23 protein-coding genes are annotated in these 23,368 nt (G+C 70.5%); 16 read left to right on the forward strand and 7 right to left on the reverse strand.

What is annotated here, in order from left to right; all coding sequences use genetic code 11:
* Positions 1-79: 79 nt before the first annotated feature.
* From Q333_RS0115825 to scpA, 4 genes are all read left to right on the forward strand, one after another.
* On the forward strand, positions 80-1,558 hold the full coding sequence (locus Q333_RS0115825; RefSeq protein WP_029418225.1) for an amidohydrolase: 1,479 nt from the start codon (positions 80-82) through the stop codon (positions 1,556-1,558).
* Positions 1,558-2,910 (forward strand): amidohydrolase family protein, encoded by a 1,353-nt coding sequence (locus Q333_RS0115830; RefSeq protein ID WP_029418226.1) that lies wholly within the window; start codon positions 1,558-1,560, stop codon positions 2,908-2,910. The genes Q333_RS0115825 and Q333_RS0115830 overlap by 1 nt, the downstream gene beginning before the upstream one ends.
* 67 nt (positions 2,911-2,977) lie before the next feature.
* Entirely contained in the window at positions 2,978-4,363 is a 1,386-nt protein-coding gene (locus Q333_RS16750) for a methylmalonyl-CoA mutase family protein (protein WP_029418227.1), read from the forward strand.
* Positions 4,360-6,504, forward strand: coding sequence for a methylmalonyl-CoA mutase (gene scpA, locus Q333_RS0115840; RefSeq protein WP_029418228.1), 2,145 nt, complete (start codon positions 4,360-4,362; stop codon positions 6,502-6,504). Before Q333_RS16750 ends, scpA begins: the two co-directional genes overlap by 4 nt.
* 4 nt (positions 6,505-6,508) lie before the next feature.
* Here the strand turns inward: scpA and Q333_RS0115845 are convergent, their stop codons facing one another.
* The 6 genes from Q333_RS0115845 to motA all read right to left on the reverse strand — a co-directional run bounded on the left by Q333_RS0115845 (position 6,509) and on the right by motA (position 11,035).
* Entirely contained in the window at positions 6,509-6,904 is a 396-nt protein-coding gene (locus tag Q333_RS0115845; protein WP_029418229.1) for a DUF6491 family protein, read from the reverse strand.
* A gap of 52 nt (positions 6,905-6,956) precedes the next feature.
* Entirely contained in the window at positions 6,957-8,720 is a 1,764-nt protein-coding gene (gene mnmD, locus Q333_RS0115850; RefSeq protein ID WP_029418230.1) for a tRNA (5-methylaminomethyl-2-thiouridine)(34)-methyltransferase MnmD, read from the reverse strand.
* Between the two features lie 105 nt (positions 8,721-8,825).
* Positions 8,826-9,101, reverse strand: coding sequence for a hypothetical protein (locus Q333_RS0115855; protein ID WP_029418231.1), 276 nt, complete (start codon positions 9,099-9,101; stop codon positions 8,826-8,828).
* Positions 9,102-9,288: 187 nt separating this feature from the next.
* Positions 9,289-9,567: a hypothetical protein gene (locus tag Q333_RS0115860; RefSeq protein WP_029418232.1), complete on the reverse strand. Its 279-nt coding sequence runs from the start codon at positions 9,565-9,567 to the stop codon at positions 9,289-9,291.
* A gap of 140 nt (positions 9,568-9,707) precedes the next feature.
* Positions 9,708-10,031, reverse strand: a complete 324-nt coding sequence (locus Q333_RS0115865; RefSeq protein ID WP_029418233.1) for a hypothetical protein — start codon at positions 10,029-10,031, stop codon at positions 9,708-9,710.
* A 134-nt stretch (positions 10,032-10,165) separates the two neighbouring features.
* On the reverse strand, positions 10,166-11,035 hold the full coding sequence (gene motA, locus Q333_RS0115870; protein ID WP_029418234.1) for a flagellar motor stator protein MotA: 870 nt from the start codon (positions 11,033-11,035) through the stop codon (positions 10,166-10,168).
* 172 nt (positions 11,036-11,207) lie between these two features.
* Between motA and nadA the strand changes: the two genes are divergently transcribed.
* The 6 genes from nadA (at position 11,208) to Q333_RS0115900 (ending at position 16,229) form a co-directional block, all read left to right on the forward strand.
* Positions 11,208-12,284: a quinolinate synthase NadA gene (gene nadA, locus Q333_RS0115875; RefSeq protein WP_035294575.1), complete on the forward strand. Its 1,077-nt coding sequence runs from the start codon at positions 11,208-11,210 to the stop codon at positions 12,282-12,284.
* A 199-nt stretch (positions 12,285-12,483) separates the two neighbouring features.
* Positions 12,484-13,347 carry a metalloprotease gene (locus Q333_RS0115880; protein ID WP_029418236.1) on the forward strand — a complete coding sequence of 288 codons (864 nt, stop codon included), beginning with the start codon at positions 12,484-12,486 and terminating at the stop codon, positions 13,345-13,347.
* A complete protein-coding gene (locus tag Q333_RS0115885) occupies positions 13,344-14,855 on the forward strand; it encodes an L-aspartate oxidase (RefSeq protein ID WP_029418237.1) in 1,512 nt (503 codons plus the stop codon). Before Q333_RS0115880 ends, Q333_RS0115885 begins: the two co-directional genes overlap by 4 nt.
* The gene (gene nadC, locus Q333_RS0115890; protein ID WP_029418238.1) at positions 14,852-15,727 is read left to right on the forward strand and encodes a carboxylating nicotinate-nucleotide diphosphorylase; all 876 of its coding nucleotides are present in this window, start codon (positions 14,852-14,854) and stop codon (positions 15,725-15,727) included. The genes Q333_RS0115885 and nadC overlap by 4 nt, the downstream gene beginning before the upstream one ends.
* Before the next feature lie 56 nt (positions 15,728-15,783).
* The gene (locus Q333_RS0115895; RefSeq protein WP_029418239.1) at positions 15,784-15,996 is read left to right on the forward strand and encodes a hypothetical protein; all 213 of its coding nucleotides are present in this window, start codon (positions 15,784-15,786) and stop codon (positions 15,994-15,996) included.
* Positions 15,997-15,998: 2 nt separating this feature from the next.
* On the forward strand, positions 15,999-16,229 hold the full coding sequence (locus Q333_RS0115900) for a hypothetical protein (RefSeq protein ID WP_029418240.1): 231 nt from the start codon (positions 15,999-16,001) through the stop codon (positions 16,227-16,229).
* Between the two features lie 3 nt (positions 16,230-16,232).
* Here Q333_RS0115900 and Q333_RS0115905 read toward each other — a convergent pair whose 3' ends face one another.
* Positions 16,233-17,339: a cell wall hydrolase gene (locus Q333_RS0115905; RefSeq protein WP_245591562.1), complete on the reverse strand. Its 1,107-nt coding sequence runs from the start codon at positions 17,337-17,339 to the stop codon at positions 16,233-16,235.
* 285 nt (positions 17,340-17,624) lie between these two features.
* Between Q333_RS0115905 and Q333_RS0115910 the strand changes: the two genes are divergently transcribed.
* The 6 genes from Q333_RS0115910 (at position 17,625) to Q333_RS0115935 (ending at position 23,351) form a co-directional block, all read left to right on the forward strand.
* Entirely contained in the window at positions 17,625-17,954 is a 330-nt protein-coding gene (locus tag Q333_RS0115910) for a PadR family transcriptional regulator (RefSeq protein WP_029418242.1), read from the forward strand.
* 31 nt (positions 17,955-17,985) lie between these two features.
* Positions 17,986-19,128, forward strand: coding sequence for a hypothetical protein (locus Q333_RS0115915; protein WP_029418243.1), 1,143 nt, complete (start codon positions 17,986-17,988; stop codon positions 19,126-19,128).
* A 45-nt stretch (positions 19,129-19,173) separates the two neighbouring features.
* Positions 19,174-19,416, forward strand: coding sequence for a hypothetical protein (locus Q333_RS0115920; protein ID WP_029418244.1), 243 nt, complete (start codon positions 19,174-19,176; stop codon positions 19,414-19,416).
* A gap of 181 nt (positions 19,417-19,597) precedes the next feature.
* Positions 19,598-20,710, forward strand: a complete 1,113-nt coding sequence (locus Q333_RS0115925) for a bifunctional transcriptional activator/DNA repair enzyme AdaA (RefSeq protein ID WP_029418245.1) — start codon at positions 19,598-19,600, stop codon at positions 20,708-20,710.
* A complete protein-coding gene (locus tag Q333_RS17930) occupies positions 20,691-21,215 on the forward strand; it encodes a methylated-DNA--[protein]-cysteine S-methyltransferase (RefSeq protein ID WP_029418246.1) in 525 nt (174 codons plus the stop codon). The genes Q333_RS0115925 and Q333_RS17930 overlap by 20 nt, the downstream gene beginning before the upstream one ends.
* Before the next feature lie 192 nt (positions 21,216-21,407).
* On the forward strand, positions 21,408-23,351 hold the full coding sequence (locus Q333_RS0115935; protein WP_029418247.1) for a peptide MFS transporter: 1,944 nt from the start codon (positions 21,408-21,410) through the stop codon (positions 23,349-23,351).
* The last annotated feature ends 17 nt before the right edge of the window (positions 23,352-23,368 follow it).

Genomic DNA, 23,368 nt, shown 5'->3' on the forward strand with positions numbered 1-23,368 from the left:
GCCTTTGACGGACGGCTTTTGAAGCCTTTGTAATCCTCCCCGTTCGTCGCGCCCGGCGCGACAGGGGAGGATTTTTCACATGATGCGTCGTTCGCTGCGGGGCCCCAGCCTCGCCGTCGTCGTTTGCGCGGCCGCGCTGTCGGCCTGCACCACCACCTCGGGCTCCGGGTCCGACGAGGCCGAAACGCCCCGGCGCGAGGCGCGCGCCCTGCCGGCCGGGCTGGACTATGCCGCCAATCCCGACCCCTTCCCCTCGACCTACGCGCCCCTGCCCCGGGACAACATGGCCATCGTCGGCGCGACGATCCTGACCGGGACCGACCAGCGGATCGAGAACGGCGTCGTCGTCATCACAGACGGTCGCATCACCGCCGTGGGCGGGGCCAACACCCCCGTGCCGGGCGGCCATCGCGTCGTCGATGCGCGCGGCCGGTTCGTGACACCGGGCATCATCGACGTGCACAGCCACCTCGGCGTCTATCCCTCGCCCGGCGTGACCGGCATGAGCGACGGCAATGAGGCCACGAGCCCCAACACCGCCCAGGTCTGGGCCGAACACTCCATCTGGCCCCAGGACCCCGGCTTCAACACGGCGCGGGCGGGCGGTGTGACGACGCTCCAGATCCTGCCCGGCTCGGCCAACCTGTTCGGCGGCCGTTCGGTGACGGTCCGCAATGTCCCGTCCGTCACCATGCAGGGGATGAAGTTCCCCGGCGCGCCCTATGGCGTGAAGATGGCCTGCGGCGAGAACCCGTCGCGCGTCTATGGCGGGCGCAACCAGAGCCCGGCGACGGGCATGGGCAATGTCGCCGGCTATCGCGCCGCCTTCATCGCGGCCCAGGACTATCGCGACAAATGGGACCGCTGGCGCGAGACCGGCGAGGGATCGCCGCCCACCCGCAACCTGCAGAACGAGACCCTGGCGGGCGTCCTGGACGGCTCGATCATGGTCCAGAACCACTGCTACCGCGCCGACGAGATGGCCGTGATGATGGATATCGCCGACGAGTTCGGCTTCCGCATCACCGCCTTCCACCACGCCATCGAGGCCTACAAGCTGGCCCCGCAGCTGGCTGAAGCCGGCATCTGCGCCGACATGTGGACTGGCTGGTGGGGCTTCAAGATGGAGGCTCTGGACGCGGTCGAAGAGAACGCCGCCCTGGTCGACGCCCAGCCCGGCTCCTGCGCCGTCATCCACTCCGACGACGCCCAGCTGACCCAGCGCCTGAACCAGGAGGTGGCCGCCGCTCTGGCCGCCGGTCGCCGGGCCGGCATGAACATCACCGAGGAGCGTGCGATCAGCTGGATCACGTCCAACGCCGCCCGGTCGCTGGGCATCGCCGACGAGACCGGCTCGCTGGAGCCCGGCAAGCGCGCCGACGTCGTGATCTGGAGCGCCAATCCGTTCAGCGTCTATGCCCGCGCCGATCAGGTCTACATCGACGGTGCCCTGACCTTCGACCGCGCCGATCCGCGCTACCAGCCCCTGTCCGACTTCGAGCTGGGCCAGCCGGGTTACGGCATCGCCGCCGCCAATATCGCTCCGGGAGCCCGCTGATGCGCCGCCTCATCTCGCTCCTCGCCACGGCCGCGACCCTGGTCGCCGCCCCCGCCCTGTCTCAGGAGCTGACCGCCATCACCGGCGGCCGCGTCCTGACCGGCACCTCCGTCATCGAGAACGGCACCGTCGTCATCCAGAATGGCCGCGTCGTCTCGGTCGGGATCGGGGCCGCCCCGTCCGGCGCCCGCGTGATCGACGCCCGTGGCCGGGTCGTGACGCCGGGTCTCGTCGTCGTCGACGCCGGTCTGGGCGCCTCGGAAATCTCGTCGGTGAACGGATCGGACGACCTGTCCAACAGCGCCAACTCGATCTCGGCCTCGTTCGACGTGTCCTATGGGCTGGACCCCTGGTCCTTCACCCTGCCGGTCGCGCGACTGGGCGGCATCACCCGCGCGGTGGTGATCCCCAGCCACGGCGGCGGCGGCGGAGGTCATTCGCACCACGTCGATGACTCCGACTTCGCCGGCGTGGGCGAGGGCGGGCTGCAGTCGCCGGGTCTGTTCGCGGGCCAGGCCTCGGTCATCCATCTGGCGTCCGGGACCGACATCCTCGTTCGGCCGCGCGTGGCCATGGCCGCGCCCTTCGGCGAGGCCGGAGCCGGGATCGCGGGCGGGGCGCGCGGGGCACAGTTCGTGCAGTTCAAGGAGACCCTGGCCGAGGTCCGCCTCTATGCCCGCAATCGCGCGGCCTACGACCGGGCGGGCATCCGCGACCTGTCTTTGTCGCGCGCGGATCTGGAGGCCCTGATCCCTGTGGCCAACGGCGACATGCCCCTGATCGTCACCGTGCGCCGCGCGGCCGACATCCTGCAGGTGCTGCGTCTGGCCGACGAGGAGGGCATCGACCTGATCCTGGACGGCGCCGACGAGGGCTGGCTGGTCGCGTCGCAGATCGCGGCGGCGGGCGTGCCGGTGCTGCTGAACCCCATCGACAACCTGCCCGGCAACCTCGAGACCCGGGCGGCGCGCATGGAGAACGCGGCGGCGCTGAACGCGGCGGGCGTGGTCATCGCCATCAAGGGCAATGGCGTGCACCGGGCGCGCGAGGCCCGCTTCAACGCCGGCAACGCGGTGTCGCACGGCCTGCCGTTCGAGGCGGCCATCGCGGCCCTGACGGTCAACCCGGCCCGCATCTTCGGCATGGGCGGCCAGTTCGGCGAGCTGCGTCCGGGTGCCGCGGCCGACGTGGTGGTCTGGGACGGCGATCCGCTGGAGCCGCTGAGCTCGGTCACGGCCCAGTTCATCAACGGCCAGCAGCAGGACCTGACCAGCCGCCAGATCCTGCTGCGCGACCGCTATCGCAACGGCGGCCGTCCGGCAGGCGGCATGCCGCTGGCCTACGGGAACTAGCGCCCGGTCTGGACGAGACGGTCGGGTGGTCGCAAAAGGGCCGCCTCGCCGTTTCCCGGAGCCCGCCTTGACCCAGCCCTTCCCCATCCCAACGCCGACCGACTGGCGCGCGGAGGCGGAGAAGGCGTTGAAGGGCAGGCCACTGGAGGGGCTGGTCCACCTCGACGCCGACGGCCTGACGATCCGGCCGCTCTATGGTCGCGCCAATGCGACCGAGCCCGTCTTCGCGCCCCGCGCCGCTGACGCCGACGGCCGCCCTTGGGACCTGCGCACCCTCGTCGAGGGCGATGAGCCCGAGGCCGTCAACGCCGCCGTCCTGACCGACCTCGAAGGCGGGGCGGCCTCGGTCATCCTGGCGGGCGCGGTCCTGTCGGACTCTGAGCCCCTGTCGCGCGCCCTGACCGGCGTGGCGATGGAGCTGGCACCGGTCGCGCTCCACGCCGGGATCGACGGGCCGGACGCGGCCAATGCGCTCGCGGTCGCCGCCAAGGGCTCGCCGCGCGCCCAGCTGCAGTTCCACATGGACCCGCTGACCGCCTTCGCCACGGAGGGCGGGTCACCCCGGCCGATCACCGCCCATGTCGAACTGGCCGCCAACACCGCCGCGCGCCACGCCGGGGCCTATCCACTGGCCCGGTTCTTCCTCGCCACCGGCCGGGCCGCCCATGAGGCGGGCGGGTCGCATGGACAGGAGCTGGGCTTCGCGCTCGCGGCCGCCGCCACCTATCTCCGCGCCGCTGTGGACGCAGGCTTGCCGATCGAGCGGGCGCTGGCGGGCACGGTGTTCGGCGTCAGCGTCGATGCGGAATACTTCGACAGCCTGGCCAAGGTCCGGGCGCTGCGGTTGCTGTGGCGCTCGCTCAGCCGCGCCTTCGGCCATGAGACGCCCGCGGTCATCGAGGCCCGGTCGTCGCGGCGCATGCTGGCCGCGCGCGATCCCTGGCCCAATCTGCTGCGCCTGACCGCCGCCGGATTCGCCGGCGCGGTCGGCGGGGCCGAGGTCGTCGTGCTGGACGGCTTCAGCCGCGCCCGGGGCCGTCCCGATGCGTTCGCCCGACGTCAGGCCCGGAATACCCAGCTGGTCCTGATGGAGGAAGCCCGCATCGGCCGCGTCGCCGATCCGGCCGCCGGCTCCTGGTTCCTCGACCACCGCACCCGCGACCTCGCCGAGGCCGGCTGGGCCGAGTTCCAGAGGATCGAGCGCGAAGGCGGACTGGTGGCCTCACTGCATGGCGGCGCGATCCAGCAACGCGTGGCCCAAAGCCGCGCCACGCTCGCCAAGACCTTCGGCGAGGGCGGAACGCATATCGTGGGTGTGACCAAGTTCGTCGACGCCGAGCCCCGGCCCGTCTCGGTCGAGGCCGATCCGCCGCCCGCGGCGGGCGACGGCGACCGCTGCGCGCCCCTGAGCCCCGTCCGCTGGGCCGAGGCCTTCGAGGGAGAAGCGGCATGAGCCTGCATCCCGACCTGACCCGCGCCACGCTCGACCTGTCGCCGCTGGACGCCCCGACCGGCCCGGCCGCCGCGACGCCCGAAGGCATCGACATCGCCGCGTCTTACGGCCCCGCCGCGCTCGACGGCGTGACCCACGCCGACGGCCTGCCCGGCTTCGCGCCGTTCGTGCGCGGGCCCTATCCGACCATGTATGCGTCCAACCCCTGGACCATCCGCCAGTACGCGGGCTTTTCGACCGCCGAGGCCTCGAACGCCTTCTATCGGCGGAACCTGTCGGCCGGTCAGAAGGGGCTATCGATCGCCTTCGACCTGGCCACCCACCGGGGCTACGACTCGGACCATCCGCGCGTGGCGGGCGACGTCGGCATGGCGGGGGTGGCGATCGACTCCATCCTGGACATGCGGACCCTGTTCGACGGCATCCCGCTGGACCAGATGTCGGTGTCGATGACCATGAACGGCGCGGTCCTGCCCGTTCTGGCCCTCTATGTCGTGGCGGCCGAGGAGCAGGGCGTGCCGCACGCGGCGCTCACCGGCACCATCCAGAACGACATCCTGAAGGAGTTCATGGTCAGGAACACCTACATCTATCCGCCGGCGCCCAGCATGCGGATCGTGTCGGACATCTTCGAGTGGACGGCGAAGGAGACGCCGAAGTTCAACTCCATCTCCATCAGCGGCTACCACATGCAGGAGGCCGGAGCCTCCGCGGACCTGGAGCTGGCCTACACCCTGGCCGACGGGCTGGAGTACATCCGCGCGGGCGTGGCGGCGGGCATGGAGGTGGACCGGTTCGCGCCGAGGCTCAGCTTCTTCTGGGCCGTCGGCATGGACTACTTCATGGAGGTGGCCAAGCTGCGGGCCGGACGCCTGCTGTGGGCCGAGGCCGTCCAGGCCGAGTTCGCGCCGAAGGACCCGCGCAGCCTCAGCCTCCGCGCCCACTGCCAGACCTCGGGCTGGTCGCTGGCGGCGCAGGACGTGTTCAACAACGTGAGCCGCACCATGGTCGAGGCCATGGCGGCGGCGGGCGGCCAGACCCAGTCGCTGCACACCAACTCCCTGGACGAGGCCCTGGCCCTGCCGACCGACTTCTCGGCCCGGATCGCGCGGAACACCCAGCTGCTGCTCCAGCTGGAGACCGGCCTGACCCGCGTCATCGACCCCTGGGGCGGCAGCTTCTACGTCGAGCGGCTGACCCATGACCTGGCCGAACGCGCCCGCGCCCACATGGCCGAAGTCGCGTCGCTGGGCGGCATGGCCAGGGCCATTGAGGCCGGCCTGCCCAAGCGCCGCATCGAGGAGGCCGCCGCTCGCACCCAGGCCCGCATCGACACCGGCCAGCAGACCGTGGTGGGCGTCAACCGCTACCTGTCGGACACGCCCGACGACATCCCGGTCCTGAAGGTCGACAACGCCGAGGTCCGCGCCCGCCAGATCGAGAAGCTGCAACGCCTGCGCGCCGAACGCGACGAGGCCGCCACCCAGGCAGCCCTGTCCGCCCTGACCGAGGGTGCGCGTGGGACCGCCAACCTGCTGGAACTCTGCGTCCGCGCCGCCCGGGCCCACGCCACGGTTGGGGAGATGTCGGATGCCCTGGAGGCCGCCTTCGGCCGCCACGTCGCCTCGGTCGAGACGGTGTCGGGCGTCTATGGCCGGGCCGCCGGGTCCGACGCCCGGGTCAGCCGCGCGCGCGACATGGTCGCCGCCTTCGTCGAGAACGACGGCGGTCCGCCGCGCATCCTGATCGCCAAGCTGGGCCAGGACGGGCACGACCGGGGCCAGAAGGTCGTGGCCACCGCCTATGGCGACCTCGGCTTCGACGTCACCGCCGGGCCGCTGTTCCAGACGCCTGCGGAGGCCGCGAAGGACGCGGTGGAGAAGAACGTCCACGTCGTCGGCGCCTCGTCGCTGGCGGCGGGTCACCTGACCTTCCTGCCGGAGCTCAAGGCCGAGCTGGAGCGTCTGGGGCGGCCCGACATCATGATCACGATCGGGGGCGTCATCCCGCCCGACGACGTCCAGACCCTGATCGACATGGGCGCGGCGGCGGTCTATCCGCCCGGCTCGGTCATCGCCGAGACGGCCATCGACCTGATCGAGAAGCTGAACCAGCGCCTGGGCTACGCCCAGAAGCCCTGAGGCCTCAGGGTCGGTTCCGCGACGGCAGGGCGGCGACCTCGGCCTCGGTCAGGCGCGGCCCGACGCGGGCGGGGCAGGACTGGACGTCCGACGTATAGCCGCGCGCGATCAGGCGGGCGCTGTCGCCCTGGCACAGGCGGCTCGAGGCCCCAAGACCGGAGTCGAGACCGATCTGGAAGTTGGTCTCGAGCCCCGGGCAGGCCACCGCATCGAGGCGGAAGACCTCGTCGCCGATGGTGCGGACATAGACGCTCTGGCGGCCGTCGGAGCGGAAGCTCGTCACCTGCTGCACAAGGAAGCAGGCGCGGGGTTCAGACGATCGGACGGCGTCGGCGCCGTCCACGGGCGCGCAGCCCGCCAGAGCCAGTGCAGAAGCGATGAGGAGGAAACCCGAACGCATGACACTCTCCCTAAGCCCTAAGCCCTAAGCCCTAAGCCCTAAGCCCTAAGCCCTAAGCGTCCTCCCGCTCGACCGGTTGCGCAAGAGCCGCCGGTCGGCCGGGGTCGATCCGTCGCGCGATGCCCGCCGGCAGGGGCGACGGCCGATCCAGCACGAGCGCCGCCACATGCTCGGCCAGCAGGGGCGCCAGACAGAAGCCTCGCGAACCCAGCCCGCCCAGCACGAACAGGCCCGTCCGCTCCGGAACGGCTCCAGCCAGCGGCAGCCGGTCCCGCGTCGTCGCCCGGACGGCGGCGCCAGACCGCACTGTCGCTTTCCGCGCGGTATCCGCCAGCTCCGGCAGACGGGTGGCGAGCGTGGTCAGGTTCCGCTCGGTGTCGCCCGGCCGGACATCCGTCGCCGTGTCCCCCCGGTCATGCGTGGCGCCGAACAGGAAGCCGTCGGCCGTCGGCGCGACATAGCCGCCCCAGGCCAGGGCGGGCGGCGGGTCCGCCTCGACCCAGTCGGCCTGGCCGCGCACGGGGCTGACCGCGATCTCGCCGAGCAAACCCGACAACCCCCACCCGGCGGCGATGATCACGGCGTCCGCGTCCAGCGCCTTCCCGGTCGCCGTGCGGATCGACCAGCCGGAGGATGCCGGTATCAAGCCCTGGACCCGCGCCTGAACGGGCTCGACGCCCTCCAGCCAGTCGTCGAGGATCGCCCTGGGCCGTACGGTCAGGGCGGCGGCCATGTTCAGCGAGCCGTCGGCTTGGGCGGTCATGGAGCCCGGTTCCCACAACGCCTGCTCCGCCACGCGGGCGAACCGGGCGATGTCGCGCTCCATCGCCGGGCGCTGGATCACGCCCTCGGCGACCACCGCGTCGGGGATGGTGCGATAGAGCGCCCCTGCCCGCTCCAGCGCCTGGGCGAACAGAGCGGCGATCTCAGGGTCGCCGAGGTCAAAGCGGGGCGTCACGAGCGCCGACGGAAAACCCGAGGCCCCGGCCCCCACGCCTTCGGCCTCCAGCACCACTGGCGTGACGCCCTCGGCACGGAACGCCCGAGCGAGCGCCGCGCCCGCAACGCCCGCGCCGAGGATGGCCACCTTGGGCAGACTCGCCGCCTCGACCGGCGGACCGATGCGGCGCGCCTCCAGCCGCTCGCGCTTGCGCCCGTGGCCGGGCCGCTTCTCGACCCGAAAGCCCCGCTGCGCCAGCCCGCGCCGCACGGCCCCTGCGACCGTGAAGGTGGCCGCCCGTGCATCCGCGGCAGAGCGCGCGGCGATGCTGTCCAGCACGGCGTCGGACCACATGTCCGGATTGGTCGAAGGCGCGAAGCCATCGAGAAACCAGGCGTCGGCCCGTCCTTGCCACTGCCCCAGCGCCCAGGCCGCGTCGCCAAGAGCGAGATCGAGGACCGCGTCCAGCTCGGGCAGATCGATCCTGTGGAAGCCCGGCGTCGCCGCTGGCCAGCGCGAAAACAGCAGATCGGCGATCGACCGGACCTCTGGCCATCGCGATAACGCGCGGGCCGCTTCGTCATGGGACAGCGGGTAGCCTTCGATGGAGAAGACGTTCAGCCGCGCCCCCTCCGGTCGCGTCCGCGACCAGAGATCGAGCAGGGCGACGATGTTGAGCCCCGTGCCGAAGCCCAGCTCTGCGACGGTGAAATGCCGCCGTCCCGCCCAGGCCTCGGGCAGGCCGCACCCGTCGAGGAACACCGCCCGACTCTCCGCCAGCCCATCCTCGGCGGAAAAATAGACATCGCCGAAGCGCCCCGAGCGCGGCTCGTCCGCTTCGGTCCAGATCAGCTGGGGATCGCGCTCGTGGGTCACGGCCGGTCCATACGCTGGTGATCGGGCAAAGAAAAAGGGGCCGCCGAGGCGACCCCTTCTCCCGACGGGCGTGAACCCGTCGAAGCGACTAAAGACAGATAGGTCTTAGGCGGCCGGCTTTTCAGCGGCCGGAGCAGCTTCAGCGGCCGGAGCCATGGCGCCTTCGGCGGCCGGGGCAGCGCCCGCGGCGGCAGCGGCGTCGCCAGCGGCGGCAGCGGCGTCAGCAGCGGCGGCGTCGGCGGTCGCGGCGGCGTCCGTGGCGGTGTCGGCGGCGGCGGCGGCTTCTTCAGCGCCGGCTTCGGCGGTTTCTTCAGCGGCGGGCTGGCAAGCGGCCAGAGCCAGGGCAGCGGCCGAGGCGGCGATCAGGGCGACGATGCGCATGATGGTTATCCTTCAGAAGGGGTTCAAACGGGGTCATGAATCCCCGTCACGGCGAGATAACGGGATCGTGAGCGGAATCGCAAGCGATTTCTCACGGCTTCGTGATCGGCCGTGTTCCGGCGTGGCGGAACCTTCTGGAGCGGAGGACCGGCCGGGCCCTGTCAGGACCCGACCGGTCGAAGGCGTATCAGGCGGCGGGCTTCTCGGCCGGCGCCATGGCGTCGGCGGCCGGAGCCATCTTGTCGCCCTCGGCCGGGGCCATCGCGTCGGCGGCGGGGGCCATCGCGCCGTCGGCGGCCGGAGCCATAGCGCCGTCGGCGGCGGGAGCCATGGCGCCTTCTTCGGCGGCGGGGGCCATCGCGCCCTCGGCGGATTCGGCGGACTCTTCGGCGGCCGGCTGACAGGCGGCCAGGGCGAGCGCGGCGGCCGAAGCGGCCACGACGGCGATCAGATTGCGGTTGGACATGGGGAACCCCTCGAGATGCGGGACCGGACGGCGCGCCCGGCCATGGAAAGACGCCCACGACCCTGTCGGGTCGTGGGCGCGATCCGGCCTACGTCGGCGACAGGCCGCGCGTTACACGCGGCCGTTCGCCCGATGTGAGTTTACTGCACCGGCGGCGGCGCGCCCGTCGTGTCCGGAGCCGTGGTCGGCGGCGGCGAGCCGGGGTTGGCCGAGCCGTCGCTCATCGTGCCATCGGGGTTCATCGTACCGGTCGTGCCGGTGGTCGAGCCCGGAGCCGTCGAGCCAGGCGCGGTCCCGGTCATGGAGCCGTCGCTCGGCGCCATCGCGCCGCTGTCGGCCGGAGCCATGGCGGAGGCGTCGGCGGCGCTGTCGGTGGCGGCGGCGGTCTCCTCCTCGGCCGAGGGCTGACAGGCAGCCAGGCCGAGGGCGGCGACGGCGGCGACGGCCATCAGGGTGGTCTTCATGGATCGGTCTCCCGCATCTTCGACCCGCCGGCCCCTATGGCCGCCCCTGAGGGACATGACGGGCGCGTGATGGCTCGGGAACCGGCGTGAACCGCCCGTGTTCCAGCGTGACCGGAAAGAAACTTATCGGCCGATCAGGCGTCGGTCGGCGCGGCCGAAAGGGCCTCTTCCATTTCTGCGAACGAGGGCTGGGCGGTCGAGGGAATGTCGCCCCGGCCGATCTCGACCGAGATCTGGGCCGCATTGCCGTGCAGGTGGGCCACCAGCACCGACTGGATGATCTTGTAGTAGGCGGCGTCGCCGTTGATGATTCCGGTCAGACGCGCCGCCAGCGGCCCGACCAACCCGTAGGCCAGGAACACGCCGAGGAAGGTGCCGACCAGGGCGCCGCCGATCATGCCGCCCAGCACTTCCGGCGGCTCGGTGATGGCGGCCATCGTCTTGATGACCCCCAGCACGGCCGCGACGATGCCGAGCGCCGGCAGGGCGTCGGCCATGTTCTGGAGCGCATGCGCCGGTTCCAGCGCCTCGTGGTGGTGCTTTTCGAGCTGCTTTTCCATGGCGTCCTCGATCTGGTGCGGATCCTCGAGGTTCATGGTCATCATCCGCAGGGTGTCGCAGATGAAGTCGGTGGCGAAGTGGTCCTTCAGCACCTTGGGATACTTCTGGAAGATGGTGCTCTCGGCCGGCTTCTCGATGTGGCTTTCCAGCGCGATCACGCCCTTGGACTTCATCGTCTTGGTCAGCTGGAAGAGCAGGCTGAGCAGGTCCTTGTAGTCCTGCTTCTTCCACTTCGGCCCGGCGAAGATGCGGCCGAACCCGGCCCCCACGCCTTTCAGCGTCGAGGGGGCGTTGGACGTCAGCAGCGCCGCGATCGCCGCCCCGCCGATCATCATCATCTCATAGGGCAGGGAGTGCAGGATCACCCCCATCTTGCCCCCGGCGATGGTGTAGCCGCCGAAGACCATCGCGAAGAGCACGACGATGCCGATGATCTGAAACATGAAACGCCCGAGCCCAGAGTGAGGCCGCGATCTTGGCCGTTAATGCTTAACGGCGGCTTGCCGCGCGCCGGGGTCGCAGGGGGCGCGAACGCCGCAGCCTTGCGCCCCTCCGTCATCGGCCTATATTGCCGAGAGTTATGCTAACTTTGAGCATAAGTATCGGGAGGGCGTCTTGGGCGTCACGCTGCAACTGGATCGAGCCACGGCGGAGGCCACCGCGCCGGTCTGGGCGAAGGTCAAAAGCCACGTCACCCCGCTGGAGTGGCCGGACCAGGCGCGCCTGATCACCGAGATCAATGCGCTGAAGCGCGAGCGCGACGCCGTCATCCTGGCCCACAACTACATGACGCCAGAGATCTACCACGGCGTGGGCGACTACGTCGGCGACAGCCTGGGCCTGGCAAAGGAGGCGGCGCGGTCGGATGCCAAGGTGATCGTCCAGGCGGGCGTTCACTTCATGGCCGAGACGTCCAAGATCCTGTCGCCCGACAAGACCGTCCTAATCCCGGACCTGAAGGCCGGCTGCTCCCTGGCCGAGGCCATCACGGGCGCCGATGTCCGCCTGATCAAGCAACGCTATCCGGGCCTGCCGGTTGTGACCTACGTCAACACGACCGCCGACGTGAAGGCCGAGACCGACATCTGCTGCACCTCGGCCAACGCCGTCCAGGTCGTGGAATGGGCGGCGAGGGAATGGGGCGTCGATCGCGTCATCCTGATCCCCGACGAGTTCCTGGCGAGGAACGTCGCGGCCCAGACCACCGTCGGCATCATCGCCTGGAAAGGCCGCTGCATCGTCCACGAGCGGTTCAAGGCCGAGGACATCCATGCGATGCGCGAGGCCTATCCGGGCGCCGAGATCCTGGCCCACCCGGAATGCCCCGAGGACGTACTGGGCGCCGCCGACTTCGCCGGTTCGACGGCGGCGATGACCGACTATGTGATGGCGAAGAAGCCGCGTCAGGTGGTGCTGATCACCGAATGCTCGATGGCGTCCAACATCAAGGGCGACGTGCCCGAGGTCGACTTCATCGGCCCGTGCAATCTGTGCCCCTATATGAAGCGGATCACGCTCACGAACATCCGCGACTGCCTGCGTGACATGCAGTTCGAAGTGACCGTGCCCGATGACATGATCCACAAGGCGGCCCTGGCCGTCCAGCGCATGATTGACCTGCCGGCGCCGGCCGTCCCCGCCCGCTACGACATGATCAAGGCGCGTCACCATGTGCCGGTGGAGCTGATCTGATGCACTACGTGGCTCCGCGTGGGTCGAGGTTCGCTGGCTTTGTCCTTCTCCCCTTGCGGGAGAAGGTGGCCGCGAAGCGGACGGATGAGGGGTACGAGGCCGCGCACTCCGCTCGCGGAAACAGACCCCACGTCGTGGATTGCCTTTCACCCCTCATCCGGCCCTCCGGGCCACCTTCTCCCGCAAGGGGAGAAGGGACATGAGCGACATCGGGCCTTGGGGGTCGAGGGACGGCAGGCAGGCGGCGCCCTCGGCGGCGCTGCCGCCGCGCGAGACGATCCAGTCGAGCACCCCGCGCGCGCCTGTGATCGACAAGGGTCAGAGCCCGGCCTGGGTGGTGATCTCCACCCTGCTGATGCTCGGCTTCATCTGGTTCCTGACCGGCAGCTGGATCGTGGCGGTCGCGGCCATCTTCGGCCTGTTCGTGCACGAGTACGGCCATGTGCTGGCGATGAACCGGCTCGGGATGGGTCCGGCGAAGATCTACATCATCCCGTTCCTGGGCGGACTGGCGCGTGGGCAGCGAAATCCGACCAGCGAATGGGACGGGGTGCTGGTATCCTTGGCGGGTCCGGCGTTCGGCCTGCTGGCTGTGCTCCCCGCTGTCGGTCTGTGGTTCGCCACCGGCGACCGCGAGTGGATGATGGGGGCCTTCCTCATCGCCATGATCAATCTGGTGAACCTGGCGCCCGCCCCGCCGCTGGACGGCTCCAAGGCGCTCGGCCCGGTACTGGCCCGCATCGACCCGATGGTCGAGAAGGCGGCCCTGATCGCGATCGGGGCGCTGGTCGTTTGGTGGGGTTTCTCCACCGGCCGCTACATCCTGGCCATCTTCCTCGGCATCGCCGTGCTGGGCTCGCTACGACGCGGCGCTTGGCGGCCGGGCGAACGCAAGCTCAGCTGGGGCGAGGCCATGAAGTCGCTGGGTCTGTTCCTGGCCGCCGGCGCGGCCTGCGCGGGCGCGGCTCTCGGCGTGCTCCTGCCGATCTCGGACGGCTCGGTGCTGGGCGCGCTCGACATCGCCGGGCGCTTCATCGGCTTCGATCCGGGACTGGCGCGATGAGCCGGATTGAGCACGACGGCCCGCTGATCATCGGGGGCGGCCTGGCCGGCCTGTCCGCCGCCCTGTCGGCCGCGCCGCGTCCGGTGCTCGTCGTCAGCCCCGCGCCGCTGCTGGAAGCCGCCTCCAGCGCCTGGGCGCAGGGAGGCGTCGCCGCCGCCCTGTCCGCCGACGACGCGCCTTCGCTGCATCTGAAGGACACCGAGGCCGCCGGGGCCGGTCTGGTCGACCACGCGGCCGCGCAAGCCCTGACTGCCGACGGCCGCGCGACGGTGGAATGGCTGGCCTCGCTCGGCGCGCCCTTTGACCGCGACGCGTCCGGCGACTTCGCCGTCAGCCTGGAGGCCGCCCACTCCCGCGCCCGCGTCGCCCGCGTCGGCGGCGACGGCGCGGGCCGCGCCATCCTGTCGGCGCTCGTCGCCTCGGCCCGCGTGGCCGACCACGTCACCGTCTGGGAGGGCGCCCGCCTGCGCACGTTGGTCCAGGACGCGACCGGCCGCGTCGCCGGCGCCGTGATCGAGAAGGACGGCGAGCTGATCGAGGTGATCGCCCCGGCCGTGGTTCTGGGGACCGGCGGCGCGGGCGGCCTTTTCGGGCGCACGACCACGCCTGTGGCCCTCAAGGGCGAAGGCCTGGCGCTCGCATGGGCGGCGGGCGCCGAGATCCTCGATCTCGAGTTCGTCCAGTTCCACCCGACCGCCATCGATGTCGGCCTCGATCCCATGCCGCTTGCGACCGAGGCCCTGCGCGGCGACGGCGCGCGCCTGATCGACGCCGGGGGCCGCTATCTGCTCGGCCCCGAACCCGACGCCGACCTTAAGGCCCGCGACATTGTCGCCCGCGCCGTCCACGCGGCCGTGGCCGAGGGACGCGGCGCCTTCCTCGACGCCCGCACTGCCATCGGCGACCATTTCCCGCAGGCCTTCCCGGCCGTGTTCGCGGCCTGCATGGCGGCGGGGCTCGATCCGCGCGTCAGCCCTATCCCCGTCGCCCCCGCGGCGCACTACCACATGGGCGGGATCGTCGCCGATCCGGACGGACGGACGACCCTGTCGGGCCTGTTCGCCGTCGGGGAATGCGCCGCGACCGGGGTCCACGGCGCCAACCGCCTGGCGTCCAACTCCCTGCTGGAAGCCGCTGCCTTCGGCCGTCGCACGGGCCGCGCCGCCGCCGCCGAGACGAGCTGCCCGGTCGGGTCCGTCACAGCCGGCTCCGTGATCGACGACCTGCCGCCCGACGCCCTGTCAGAGCTCCGCGCGGCGATGAGCGCGGACTGCGGCGTGGTGCGCGACGCAGGCGGCCTGACCCGGCTCGTCGCCCTGATCGATCGGCTGCAGGCCGTCCACGGCGCCCCGCCCGCCCTCGTCGCCGCCCGCTTGATCGCCGAGGCCGCCCTCGCCCGTCGCGAGAGCCGGGGCGGCCATTATCGCAGCGACCATCCCGTGACGGCGCCGACCGCGACCCACACCCGCCTGCGCCGTGATCTGGCCGCCGTCCGGGCGGCCGCATGAGCACGATCGCGGCGCTGCCCGACGTCCTCATCCGCCCCGTCGTCCGCATGGCCCTGACCGAGGACCTGGGCCGGGCAGGAGACGTCACGGCCGCCGCCTGCATCCCCGAAGGCGCCCGCATGCGCGCTCGGTTCGTGGCGCGCAAACCCGGCGTCGCGGCCGGTCTGGCCTGCGTCCGCGTCGCGCTGGAGGAGATGGACGCCGGGGCTTCGATTACCCTCAACGCCGCCGACGGCGAGGCCTTCGCGGCCGGGGCCGTGCTGGCCGAAGCCGAGGCCGACGCCCGCGCCTTCCTCTCGGCCGAACGGACGGCGCTGAACCTTCTGGGGCGCCTGTGCGGCGTCGCCACCCTGACCCGCGACTACGTCCGCGCGGTCGAGGGGACCGGCGCACGCATCGCCGATACCCGCAAGACCACGCCGGGCCTGCGCGCTCTCGAGAAGCACGCCGTGCGCTGCGGCGGCGGGGTCAACCACCGCTTCGGCCTGGATGACGCGGTGCTGATCAAGGACAACCACGTCGCCGTCTGCGGTGGTGTGGAGGCGGCCGTCCGCGACGCCCGCGCCCACGTCGGCCACCTGATGAAGATCGAGCTGGAGGTCGACGGGCTCGACCAGTTCCGGCGGGCGCTGGCTCTTGTCGAGGCTGGCTCCGGCCCCGACGTCGTCATGCTCGACAACTTCGCGCTCGCCGACCTGTCCGGGGCCGTTCGGTTGCGCGATGCGGCGGGCGTCCGGCTGACGCTCGAGGCCTCCGGCGGCGTCAATCTCCAGACGGTGCGCGCGATCGCCGAGACCGGCGTGGACGTCATCTCGGTCGGGGCCCTGACGCATTCGGCGCCTGTTCTCGACATCGGCCTGGACGCCGTTTGAGGGAACGGCCGACGCCGGGCGGGGTTGTCTTTCGTGACAGCACCCAAGGAGCCCACATGGCCACGCCCCCGAAAATCCCCAAGGAACAGACGAGCTTCGCCGACCACGGCGCGATGGATCCCGACGACCTGCTGGCCGATCGTCGCGATCGTCGCACCGGCGTGCCGACCGGTCAGCCCGGCGACGCCGACGTGAACACCAAGCAGCAGGGCCGCTTCGGCGACATCAAGCAGAACACGACCCATCAGGGCTATCAGCAGGACCGCTGATCATGGCCGACAACAACCAGCATACCCCCGAACCTGTCGACCAGAAGCGCTGGGGCGGTCCAGGCTCCAGCCATCAGAACGCCAAGGCCGAGCCGCCGTCCTTCGAGGATCCTCGCGACGGCGGTCCGACCAATCCCAAGAACAGCAAGGTCTCAGGCGGCGGCGGCGAGCGGGACATCAAGCACAGCCACATCGACGAGCGCCGCCCGTCCAAGGGCGACCGCGACGCCTGAGCCTCAGGCCTCGGGCGCGGAGACGGAAGCCGCGTCCACCGCGACCGGTTCGATCGCCGGGGCTGGAGTCGCCGCGGGGGCTGGCGGAGTCGAGGCGGAGGCAGCGGCCGGCGCCTCTCCGTTCGCCAGACCTTCCTGGGCCAGCAGGGCCGTATAGGCGATGGCCTGTCCCGCCTGACGCAGCGGGGAGGTCGGATCGAGGCTGGCCTGAACCAGCTGGGCGCCGTCGTTCACGGTCGAGGGACGCGCGGCGTAGCTGAAGGCCGTCGACGAACCCGCCCGTCCGCCGAAGCGGTAAAAGACGTGGCTGCCGACCTGGTTGACGCGGATCAGGCTGTTTCTCCAGCGCGGCGCGACATTGGTCGTGTGGAAGTGGGTGGCGTTGCCGACGCCGGCGTAGACCGCGCCGGACAAGGCGGCGGAGGCGATGTCGCGGGCCCGGTTCCAGGCGGCCCGGTTGACCGGTCCGCGCATGGAGCCGTCGCAGGTGAAGCTGAACTGGCAGCCGACGCGGCGTCCCGAGCCCTGGAACACCACGCCGCAGACGGTGTTGGGGAAGGCCCCGTGCCGCGCGCGGTTCAGGACCACCTGCGCCACGGCGCGCATGCCGTCCGAGCCTTCGCCGCGTGCTTCATAGTAGGCGGCCTGCGTCAGGCACTCGAGATCGCGCGAGGCGTCCAGCGCGCTCGACAGACGGAAGGGCCGCGCGGCGTCGGCGAGCGTGTTCAGATTGGCGCGGCGCAGATCCGAGGGACCCTCGGCGCCGCGAAGCTGCTCAAGCCGCGCGGTCAGCAGTTCGGCCTGACGGTCGCGCTGGGCCGAACCGGCGACGGTATAGGGATCATGGCGCCGGGCGATGGCCAGCGCGCTGGCGTCGAGACCCCCGGCCGCGGCGGCCAGGGCCTCTTCGGTGAAACCAGCGGCGGTGGCGCCTTCCAGGCGCTCGGCCTGGGCCCGCACGGTCGTCGCCTTCGCCACGCTGCCGCCCAGATAGGCGCAGCCGATCGCCAGTCCCACAAGGCCTCCGAACAGGGCCGCCGCCGTCACGGGCCGGATCCTGGCCACATGGTCGGGACGCGCGTCGGCGCTCGTGGAAGACGAATCGAACAAAGGCTCAGTCCTGTGCGGCAGGGCGGAAAGCGTCGCCCCCTGGGGTCGTCTCGCGTGGGGACCGGGCGCGCAACCCGCCACATCCAGTCCCTCGCGGATCGGAGATCGACGAACGCGCCGATATCCGGAAAGCGGGCCTTTATCCCGGACAGTATGGCCAGAATGGGGCTGATTCGCAAGTCGTTGTTGCAGCGCAGCAATTTCCGGCAGATCCCTGCTTGACGCCTCACACAGTATGCGTCATACACTGTGCGGCACACACTATGTGTCGCACGGAGAGTTATTTTGTCCGCCGACGACGAGCTTTTTGAATCCATGCGGCTGGAGCTGCGGCGCGGGTCGCTGGTGCTGGCGGTGCTCGCCTGTCTGCGGACCGAACGCTACGGCTACACCCTGCGCCAGGCGCTGGCGGCCGACGGGCTGGAGATGGAGGAATCGACCCTCTACCCCCTGCTGCGCCGCCTGGAATCTCAAGGGTTGCTGCTCAGCGAGTGGCGGGAGGAGGAGAAGCGCAGGAAGCGCTTCTATGTGCTCTCGCCGCTGGGCGCGTCCCTGCTGGAACGACTGACCGCCGAGTGGCGCGCCATCGGCGGCTCGCTGGACCGGCTTCTCTGACATCCGAACATTCATTGGGGAGGGACAGGCCATGACCACGCCGTCCGAGGATATCATCGACCGCTGGCTGGAGGCCGTGGCCGCCCAGCTGCCACCCGAGACCCGGGCCGACATCACCGACGAACTGCGCGAGCTGATCGTCTCGCGCATGGAGGCGAAGGAGGCCGAACTCGGCCGCGACCTGACGGCCGACGAGGTCGAGGGCGTCCTGAGGGAGATCGGCCATCCTCTCGCGGTCGCCGCCCGCTATCGCGCCGGCCCCGACAGCCTGATCGGGCCGGAGCTTCTGCCCTGGTGGCTGTACGGGGTGAAGGCGGGGCTGCTGGTGCTGCTCGCCATCCACGCCCTGTCGCTGGTCGTGACCCTGATCAGCGGCCCGCGCGATCCCGGCCAGGCCATCAGCCAGGCCTTCCACGGCTTCTTCGGCTCCGGCCTGACGCTGATCGGGGCGCTGACGCTGGCGGGCGCGATCATGGAGCACTATCGGATCCGGCCGAAGTGGATGACCGAGTGGCGGGCCAAGGACCTGTCCCTGTTCGGCCTGTCCGACCCCACGACCTGGGGCGTCAAGGCCAGGGAGGCCTCAAAGACCTCGACCGCCGGCGGCGTGAACATCCGCCCCGTCCAGGTGCGCGTCGGCGGCTCGAGCCCGGCGGGCGAAGCGGTGTTCTCGATCCTGGCGCTCGGCCTGTTCGTCCTGTGGTGGCTGGGTCTGGTTAGCTTTCCGGGCCTGGCGACCTTCGAGGTCGCGGATCAGCCGGTCACGGTGGCCGGGGCGCCGGTGTGGACCACGCTCTACGCCCCCATCCTGGCCTTCGCCCTCGTGCAGATGGCGGTCGATCTGTTTACCCTGATCAATCCGACGGCCGAGCGGTTGCGGGCCCTGTTTCGCGCCGCCGTTGCCGCCGCCAACCTGGTTCTCCTGTGGTTCATCGCCCAGGCGGGCGACCTGTTCGTCCTGACCTCGGCCGGACAGAAGGCCACCGTGGCCATCGACCAGGCCTACCTGACGCTCGACTGGCTGCGCATGCTCGACGAGCGGGGCCGCGACTTGCCCGGCGTCGCCTCGACCCTGTCCATCGTGCTGACGTGGTCGGCGGTGGTGATGGCGATATCGCTTTTGGGGTCGGCGATGCTAAACCTATGGCGGACTGTTCGGCCGAAGGTTGCGTAAAGGGTTGGACGGTGAGACCCTCGATCTTTACCGACGGAGGGGCTCATGCTCGTTTCTTCTGGCGTTCTCGCGGCCCTTTTCCTTCTCGGCCCGCAGGTCACCGACCCGACCGCTCGGACAATCCTGAACCCGCCCACCACGACCCTCAGCGAGGTCGCTGTGGAGGGAGAGGCCGAGGAAGTCCGCGAGGATATCGCCCTGCGCCGCAATCCCGATGAGGTCATCTGTGAGACGCGCGCCGTTACTGGCAGCCGCTTCAACCAGCGCCGTTGTCGCACGCGCCAGTAGGCGGCGACGGCGCAAGGCGAGGCCCAGCGCCTTGTCGGGGAACTAACCCGCGGCTCCGGCTCGACCGACGCCGCCCTGACGGCTGGTCCAGCGACCGGCCCGCAATAGGACGCGGTCTCCTGGCAACCTTCATGTCCGAAAACCGCGAGACTTGGATCGGCCGACGGTCCATTCTCGCGGCATGGACACCGTCGCGACCCTTCTGGACCAGGACGCCTGCTATCGCGCGGTGCTGACGCGCGACGCGCGGTTCGACGGACGGTTCTTCGGCTGCGTTAAGACGACGGGCATCTACTGTCGCCCCGTCTGCCCGGCCCGGACGCCGAAACGCGAGAACATGATCTTCGTGCCGACGGCGGCGGCGGCCGAAGAGGCCGGGTTTCGCGCCTGCCTGCGCTGCCGGCCCGAGACTGCACCCGACATGGGCGCGTGGCGAGGCACCTCCAACACCGTCAGCCGGGCGCTCAGCCTGATCGAGCAGGGCGCGCTCGACGAGGGCGACGTCGATGCTCTGGCCGGTCGGCTGGGGGTCGGCGAGCGCCAGCTGCGCCGCCTGTTCCGCCAGCATCTGGGGGCCGCCCCGGTCAGCGTGGCCCAGACGCGGCGGGTGCTTCTGGCCAAGGCCCTGATCCAGGAGAGCGACCTGTCGATGGCCCAGGTGGCGCTGGCGTCCGGGTTCGGCTCGGTCCGGCGGTTCAATGAGACCTTCCAGGCGCTCTACGCCCGCCCGCCATCGACCCTGCGTCGTCGTGCCGAGCGGCCCGGCGACGGCGGGGTGCGGCTCAGCCTGCCCTATCGCCCGCCCTACGACTGGGACGCCCTGCAGGCGGCGCTCGCCGCGCGGGGCGATGCGGTGGTCAGGGGCGTATGGCGGCGCGATCTGGCGCGCGACATCGACGGGGCCGAAGGTTTCGTCACGGCGACGCCCGGCGAACCGGGGCGCTTGAAGCTGGTCGTCGAGGCCGACGACCTGCGGGCCTTGCCGGGCGTACTGGCCCGCGTGCGGCGGGTGTTCGACCTGTCGGCCGATCCCGAAGCCATAGCGCGAGACCTCTCGGCCGACCCGGTGCTGAGGCCTCTGGTCGAGGCCCGACCCGGGCTGCGCCTGCCCGGTCTGTGGGTGGACGCCGGCGACGACGCGCCCAGCGACCGGCTGGCGGACGAGGATCAGGCTCTGGCCCGGCGGGCTGAGAGCTGGCGGCCCTGGCGGGCCTATGGGGCGCTGCAACTGCGCATGGCGGGGATTGCGGCGGCCGAACTGACGGAGAGAGACGATGAGCGACAAGCGGCCTGAAACCCTGACCGTCGACCGGATGTCGACGCCGGTCGGCGAGGTGCTGATCGTGACCGACGCCGAGGGCGCGGTGCGGGCGCTGGATTTCACGGACTTCGAGGCGCGAATGATGCGGCTGCTCGCCCGCCATGCGCCCGGAGCGATCCTGGTCCCCGGCCGGGCGCCGGAGCCGGTGCGCCGGGCCGTCTCGGCCTACTTCGACGGCGACGTGCGCGCGCTCGACGCCTTGCCCGTGCGAACCTCCGGCACCGCCTTTCAGGCCGAAGTCTGGGCGGCGTTGCGCACTATTCCGGTCGGCGAGACCCGCAGCTACGGCCAGCTCGCCGCCGCCATCGGCCGCCCGGGCGCGGTACGGGCCGTGGGGCTGGCCAACGGCTCCAATCCCATCGGCGTCATCGTGCCCTGCCACCGGGTGATCGGCTCGAACGGAACCCTGACCGGCTATGCGGGTGGACTGGAGCGCAAGCGCTGGCTGCTGGCGCACGAGGCCGCGCACGCGGTTTGAGCTCTGGTTCAGCCTGCGTTCATCCGCGTTTCGTGACGGTTCGGTTACCATAAGGGTTGTCGGGGCTTTCCCGTCGTGCTGCTTATGCCGCCGTCCCGGATCGGGGTCCGGGATGACAAGAGCGCCAGGGAGAGGCGCGCCAGCAGGGAGTTAGCTTTTGATCCGGTCACCACAGGCGGCGAGGCCCGCCAGATGAATATCGTCATCCTTCTGGGGGTGATCATCACCCTGGTGACCGGCATTCCGGTCCTGCTGCAGATTCTGAAGGGCCACCCCAAGGGCCTGATCGTATGCTTCTTCGCCGAGATGTGGGAGCGCTTCTCCTTCTACGGCATGCGCGGCCTGCTGATCTTCTTCCTGACCCAACACTTCCTGTTCGACGACGACTTCGCCTCGGGCCAGTACGGCACCTATGGCTCGCTCGTGTACCTGCTGCCCCTGATCGGCGGCATCGTGGCGGACCGCTATATCGGCACCCGCAAGGCCATCATGTTCGGCGCCATCCTGCTGGTCATGGGTCACGGCCTGATGGCCTATGAAGGCCGTCCGGCGACCCAGACCCTGACCTATGGCGGTCAGGAGTACGCGGTGCAGATCGAGGGCCGCGGCGAGGCGCGCGAGACCCGCCTGCTGGTCGACGGCCAGCCGTATGAATACACCTCCGGAGAGACCGGCCTGACCATCGAGGGCCTGGCCCCCGGCGGCGCCCTGCCCAACGTCCTGCCGACCGGCCAGTACGAACTGTCGGCCGAGCGCGACCAGAACGGGGTCAACGCCTTCTACCTGGCGCTATCGCTGATCATCATGGGCGTGGGCTTCCTGAAGCCGAACATCTCGACGCTGGTGGGCCAGCTCTATCCGCAGGGCGATCCCCGGCGGGATTCGGGCTTCACGCTTTACTACTACGGCATCAACCTGGGGGCCTTCTGGGCGGCGGTTCTGTGCGGCTATCTGGGCCAGAACTACGGCTGGGGCTGGGGCTTCGGCCTCGCGGGCATCGGCATGTTCCTCGGCCTGATCGTCTTCTGGCTGGGCAAGCCGCTGCTGCAGGGCAAGGGCGAAAGCCCCTTCCCCGAGCTGATCAAGAAGCCCGTGATGGGCTTCCTGAACCGCGAGACCATCATCTATCTGCTGGGCTTCGTCGGCGTCGGCGCGCTTTTCTTCATCGTGCCGAACCACACGCTCGTGGGTCAGGGCCTCTTGATCTCGACCATCGCGGCCCTGGGCTTCATCGCTTGGTTCATCATCTTCAAGCTCAGGGGCGACAAGGTCGCGCGCGAGCGGATGATGCTGGCCACGGTGCTGATCTTCGGCTCGGCGGTGTTCTTCACCCTGTTCGAACAGGCCGGCTCCTCGCTGAACCTGTTCGCGGATCGCAACGTCGATCTGGCGGTGACGCAGCAGGCCGGGACCTTCCTGGGCATCCCCTACGGCACCCCGGCCCAGCTGGAAGCCGCGGGCATGGCCGTCAGCGGCTGGGGCTGGATCGACACCTCGATCACCGCGGCCCAGACCCAGTCGTTCAACGCCGGCTTCATCCTGATCTTCGCGCCGGTGTTCGCCGCCCTGTGGGCCTTCCTGGGCTCGAAGAAGATGGACCCCAATCCGGTGGTGAAGTTCGGCCTGGGCATCATCCAGGTCGGCCTCGGCTTCCTGGTGGTGGTCTGGGGCGCCAACTCCGGCATGGTGGACGACAGCTTCCGCACGCCGCTGGTGCTGCTGGGCCTGCTCTACATGCTGCACACGACGGGAGAGCTGTTCCTGTCGCCGGTGGGCCTGTCGGAGATCACCAAGCTGTCGGTCGCCTCGATCGTCAGCTTCATGATGGCGGTGTGGTTCATGGCCTCGGCCATCGCCCACTTCCTGGGCGGCGAGATCGCCAAGCTGGCGGGCACCGAGACAGTCGGGGGTCAGGTCACCAATCCGGAGGCGGCGCTGCAGACGTCGCTGGAGACCTTCAACCTGATCGGCCTGTGGGGCGTGGGCATCGGCATCGGCTTCATCGTGCTGAGCTTCTTCATCGCCAAATGGTCCAACGGCGCCAACGACCCGGACGCCCATCCGGGACCCACGGTGACGGACATGGGCCGCGAGGACGGTAACGTCGCCCGGCCGGGAGCCACCACCACCGGCTGATCCAGCCGTCGGTGGAA

The sequence above is a fragment of the Brevundimonas bacteroides DSM 4726 genome (assembly GCF_000701445.1).
GTDB lineage: Bacteria > Pseudomonadota > Alphaproteobacteria > Caulobacterales > Caulobacteraceae > Brevundimonas > Brevundimonas bacteroides.

What these genes read in the sequence shown, in the direction of transcription:
- Q333_RS0115900 (WP_029418240.1), top strand. Translation starts at nt 15,999, where the DNA reads ATGGCCGACAACAACCAGCATACCCCCGAACCTGTCGACCAGAAGCGC.
- Q333_RS0115825 (WP_029418225.1), top strand. Translation starts at nt 80, where the DNA reads ATGATGCGTCGTTCGCTGCGGGGCCCCAGCCTCGCCGTCGTCGTTTGC.
- motA (WP_029418234.1), bottom strand. Translation starts at nt 11,035, where the DNA reads ATGTTTCAGATCATCGGCATCGTCGTGCTCTTCGCGATGGTCTTCGGC.
- Q333_RS0115845 (WP_029418229.1), bottom strand. Translation starts at nt 6,904, where the DNA reads ATGCGTTCGGGTTTCCTCCTCATCGCTTCTGCACTGGCTCTGGCGGGC.
- Q333_RS0115920 (WP_029418244.1), top strand. Translation starts at nt 19,174, where the DNA reads ATGCTCGTTTCTTCTGGCGTTCTCGCGGCCCTTTTCCTTCTCGGCCCG.
- Q333_RS0115915 (WP_029418243.1), top strand. Translation starts at nt 17,986, where the DNA reads ATGACCACGCCGTCCGAGGATATCATCGACCGCTGGCTGGAGGCCGTG.
- scpA (WP_029418228.1), top strand. Translation starts at nt 4,360, where the DNA reads ATGAGCCTGCATCCCGACCTGACCCGCGCCACGCTCGACCTGTCGCCG.
- Q333_RS0115860 (WP_029418232.1), bottom strand. Translation starts at nt 9,567, where the DNA reads ATGTCCAACCGCAATCTGATCGCCGTCGTGGCCGCTTCGGCCGCCGCG.
- Q333_RS0115865 (WP_029418233.1), bottom strand. Translation starts at nt 10,031, where the DNA reads ATGAAGACCACCCTGATGGCCGTCGCCGCCGTCGCCGCCCTCGGCCTG.
- Q333_RS0115925 (WP_029418245.1), top strand. Translation starts at nt 19,598, where the DNA reads ATGGACACCGTCGCGACCCTTCTGGACCAGGACGCCTGCTATCGCGCG.
- Q333_RS0115880 (WP_029418236.1), top strand. Translation starts at nt 12,484, where the DNA reads ATGAGCGACATCGGGCCTTGGGGGTCGAGGGACGGCAGGCAGGCGGCG.
- Q333_RS0115895 (WP_029418239.1), top strand. Translation starts at nt 15,784, where the DNA reads ATGGCCACGCCCCCGAAAATCCCCAAGGAACAGACGAGCTTCGCCGAC.
- Q333_RS0115855 (WP_029418231.1), bottom strand. Translation starts at nt 9,101, where the DNA reads ATGCGCATCGTCGCCCTGATCGCCGCCTCGGCCGCTGCCCTGGCTCTG.
- Q333_RS17930 (WP_029418246.1), top strand. Translation starts at nt 20,691, where the DNA reads ATGAGCGACAAGCGGCCTGAAACCCTGACCGTCGACCGGATGTCGACG.
- nadC (WP_029418238.1), top strand. Translation starts at nt 14,852, where the DNA reads ATGAGCACGATCGCGGCGCTGCCCGACGTCCTCATCCGCCCCGTCGTC.
- Q333_RS0115830 (WP_029418226.1), top strand. Translation starts at nt 1,558, where the DNA reads ATGCGCCGCCTCATCTCGCTCCTCGCCACGGCCGCGACCCTGGTCGCC.
- Q333_RS0115885 (WP_029418237.1), top strand. Translation starts at nt 13,344, where the DNA reads ATGAGCCGGATTGAGCACGACGGCCCGCTGATCATCGGGGGCGGCCTG.
- Q333_RS0115935 (WP_029418247.1), top strand. Translation starts at nt 21,408, where the DNA reads ATGAATATCGTCATCCTTCTGGGGGTGATCATCACCCTGGTGACCGGC.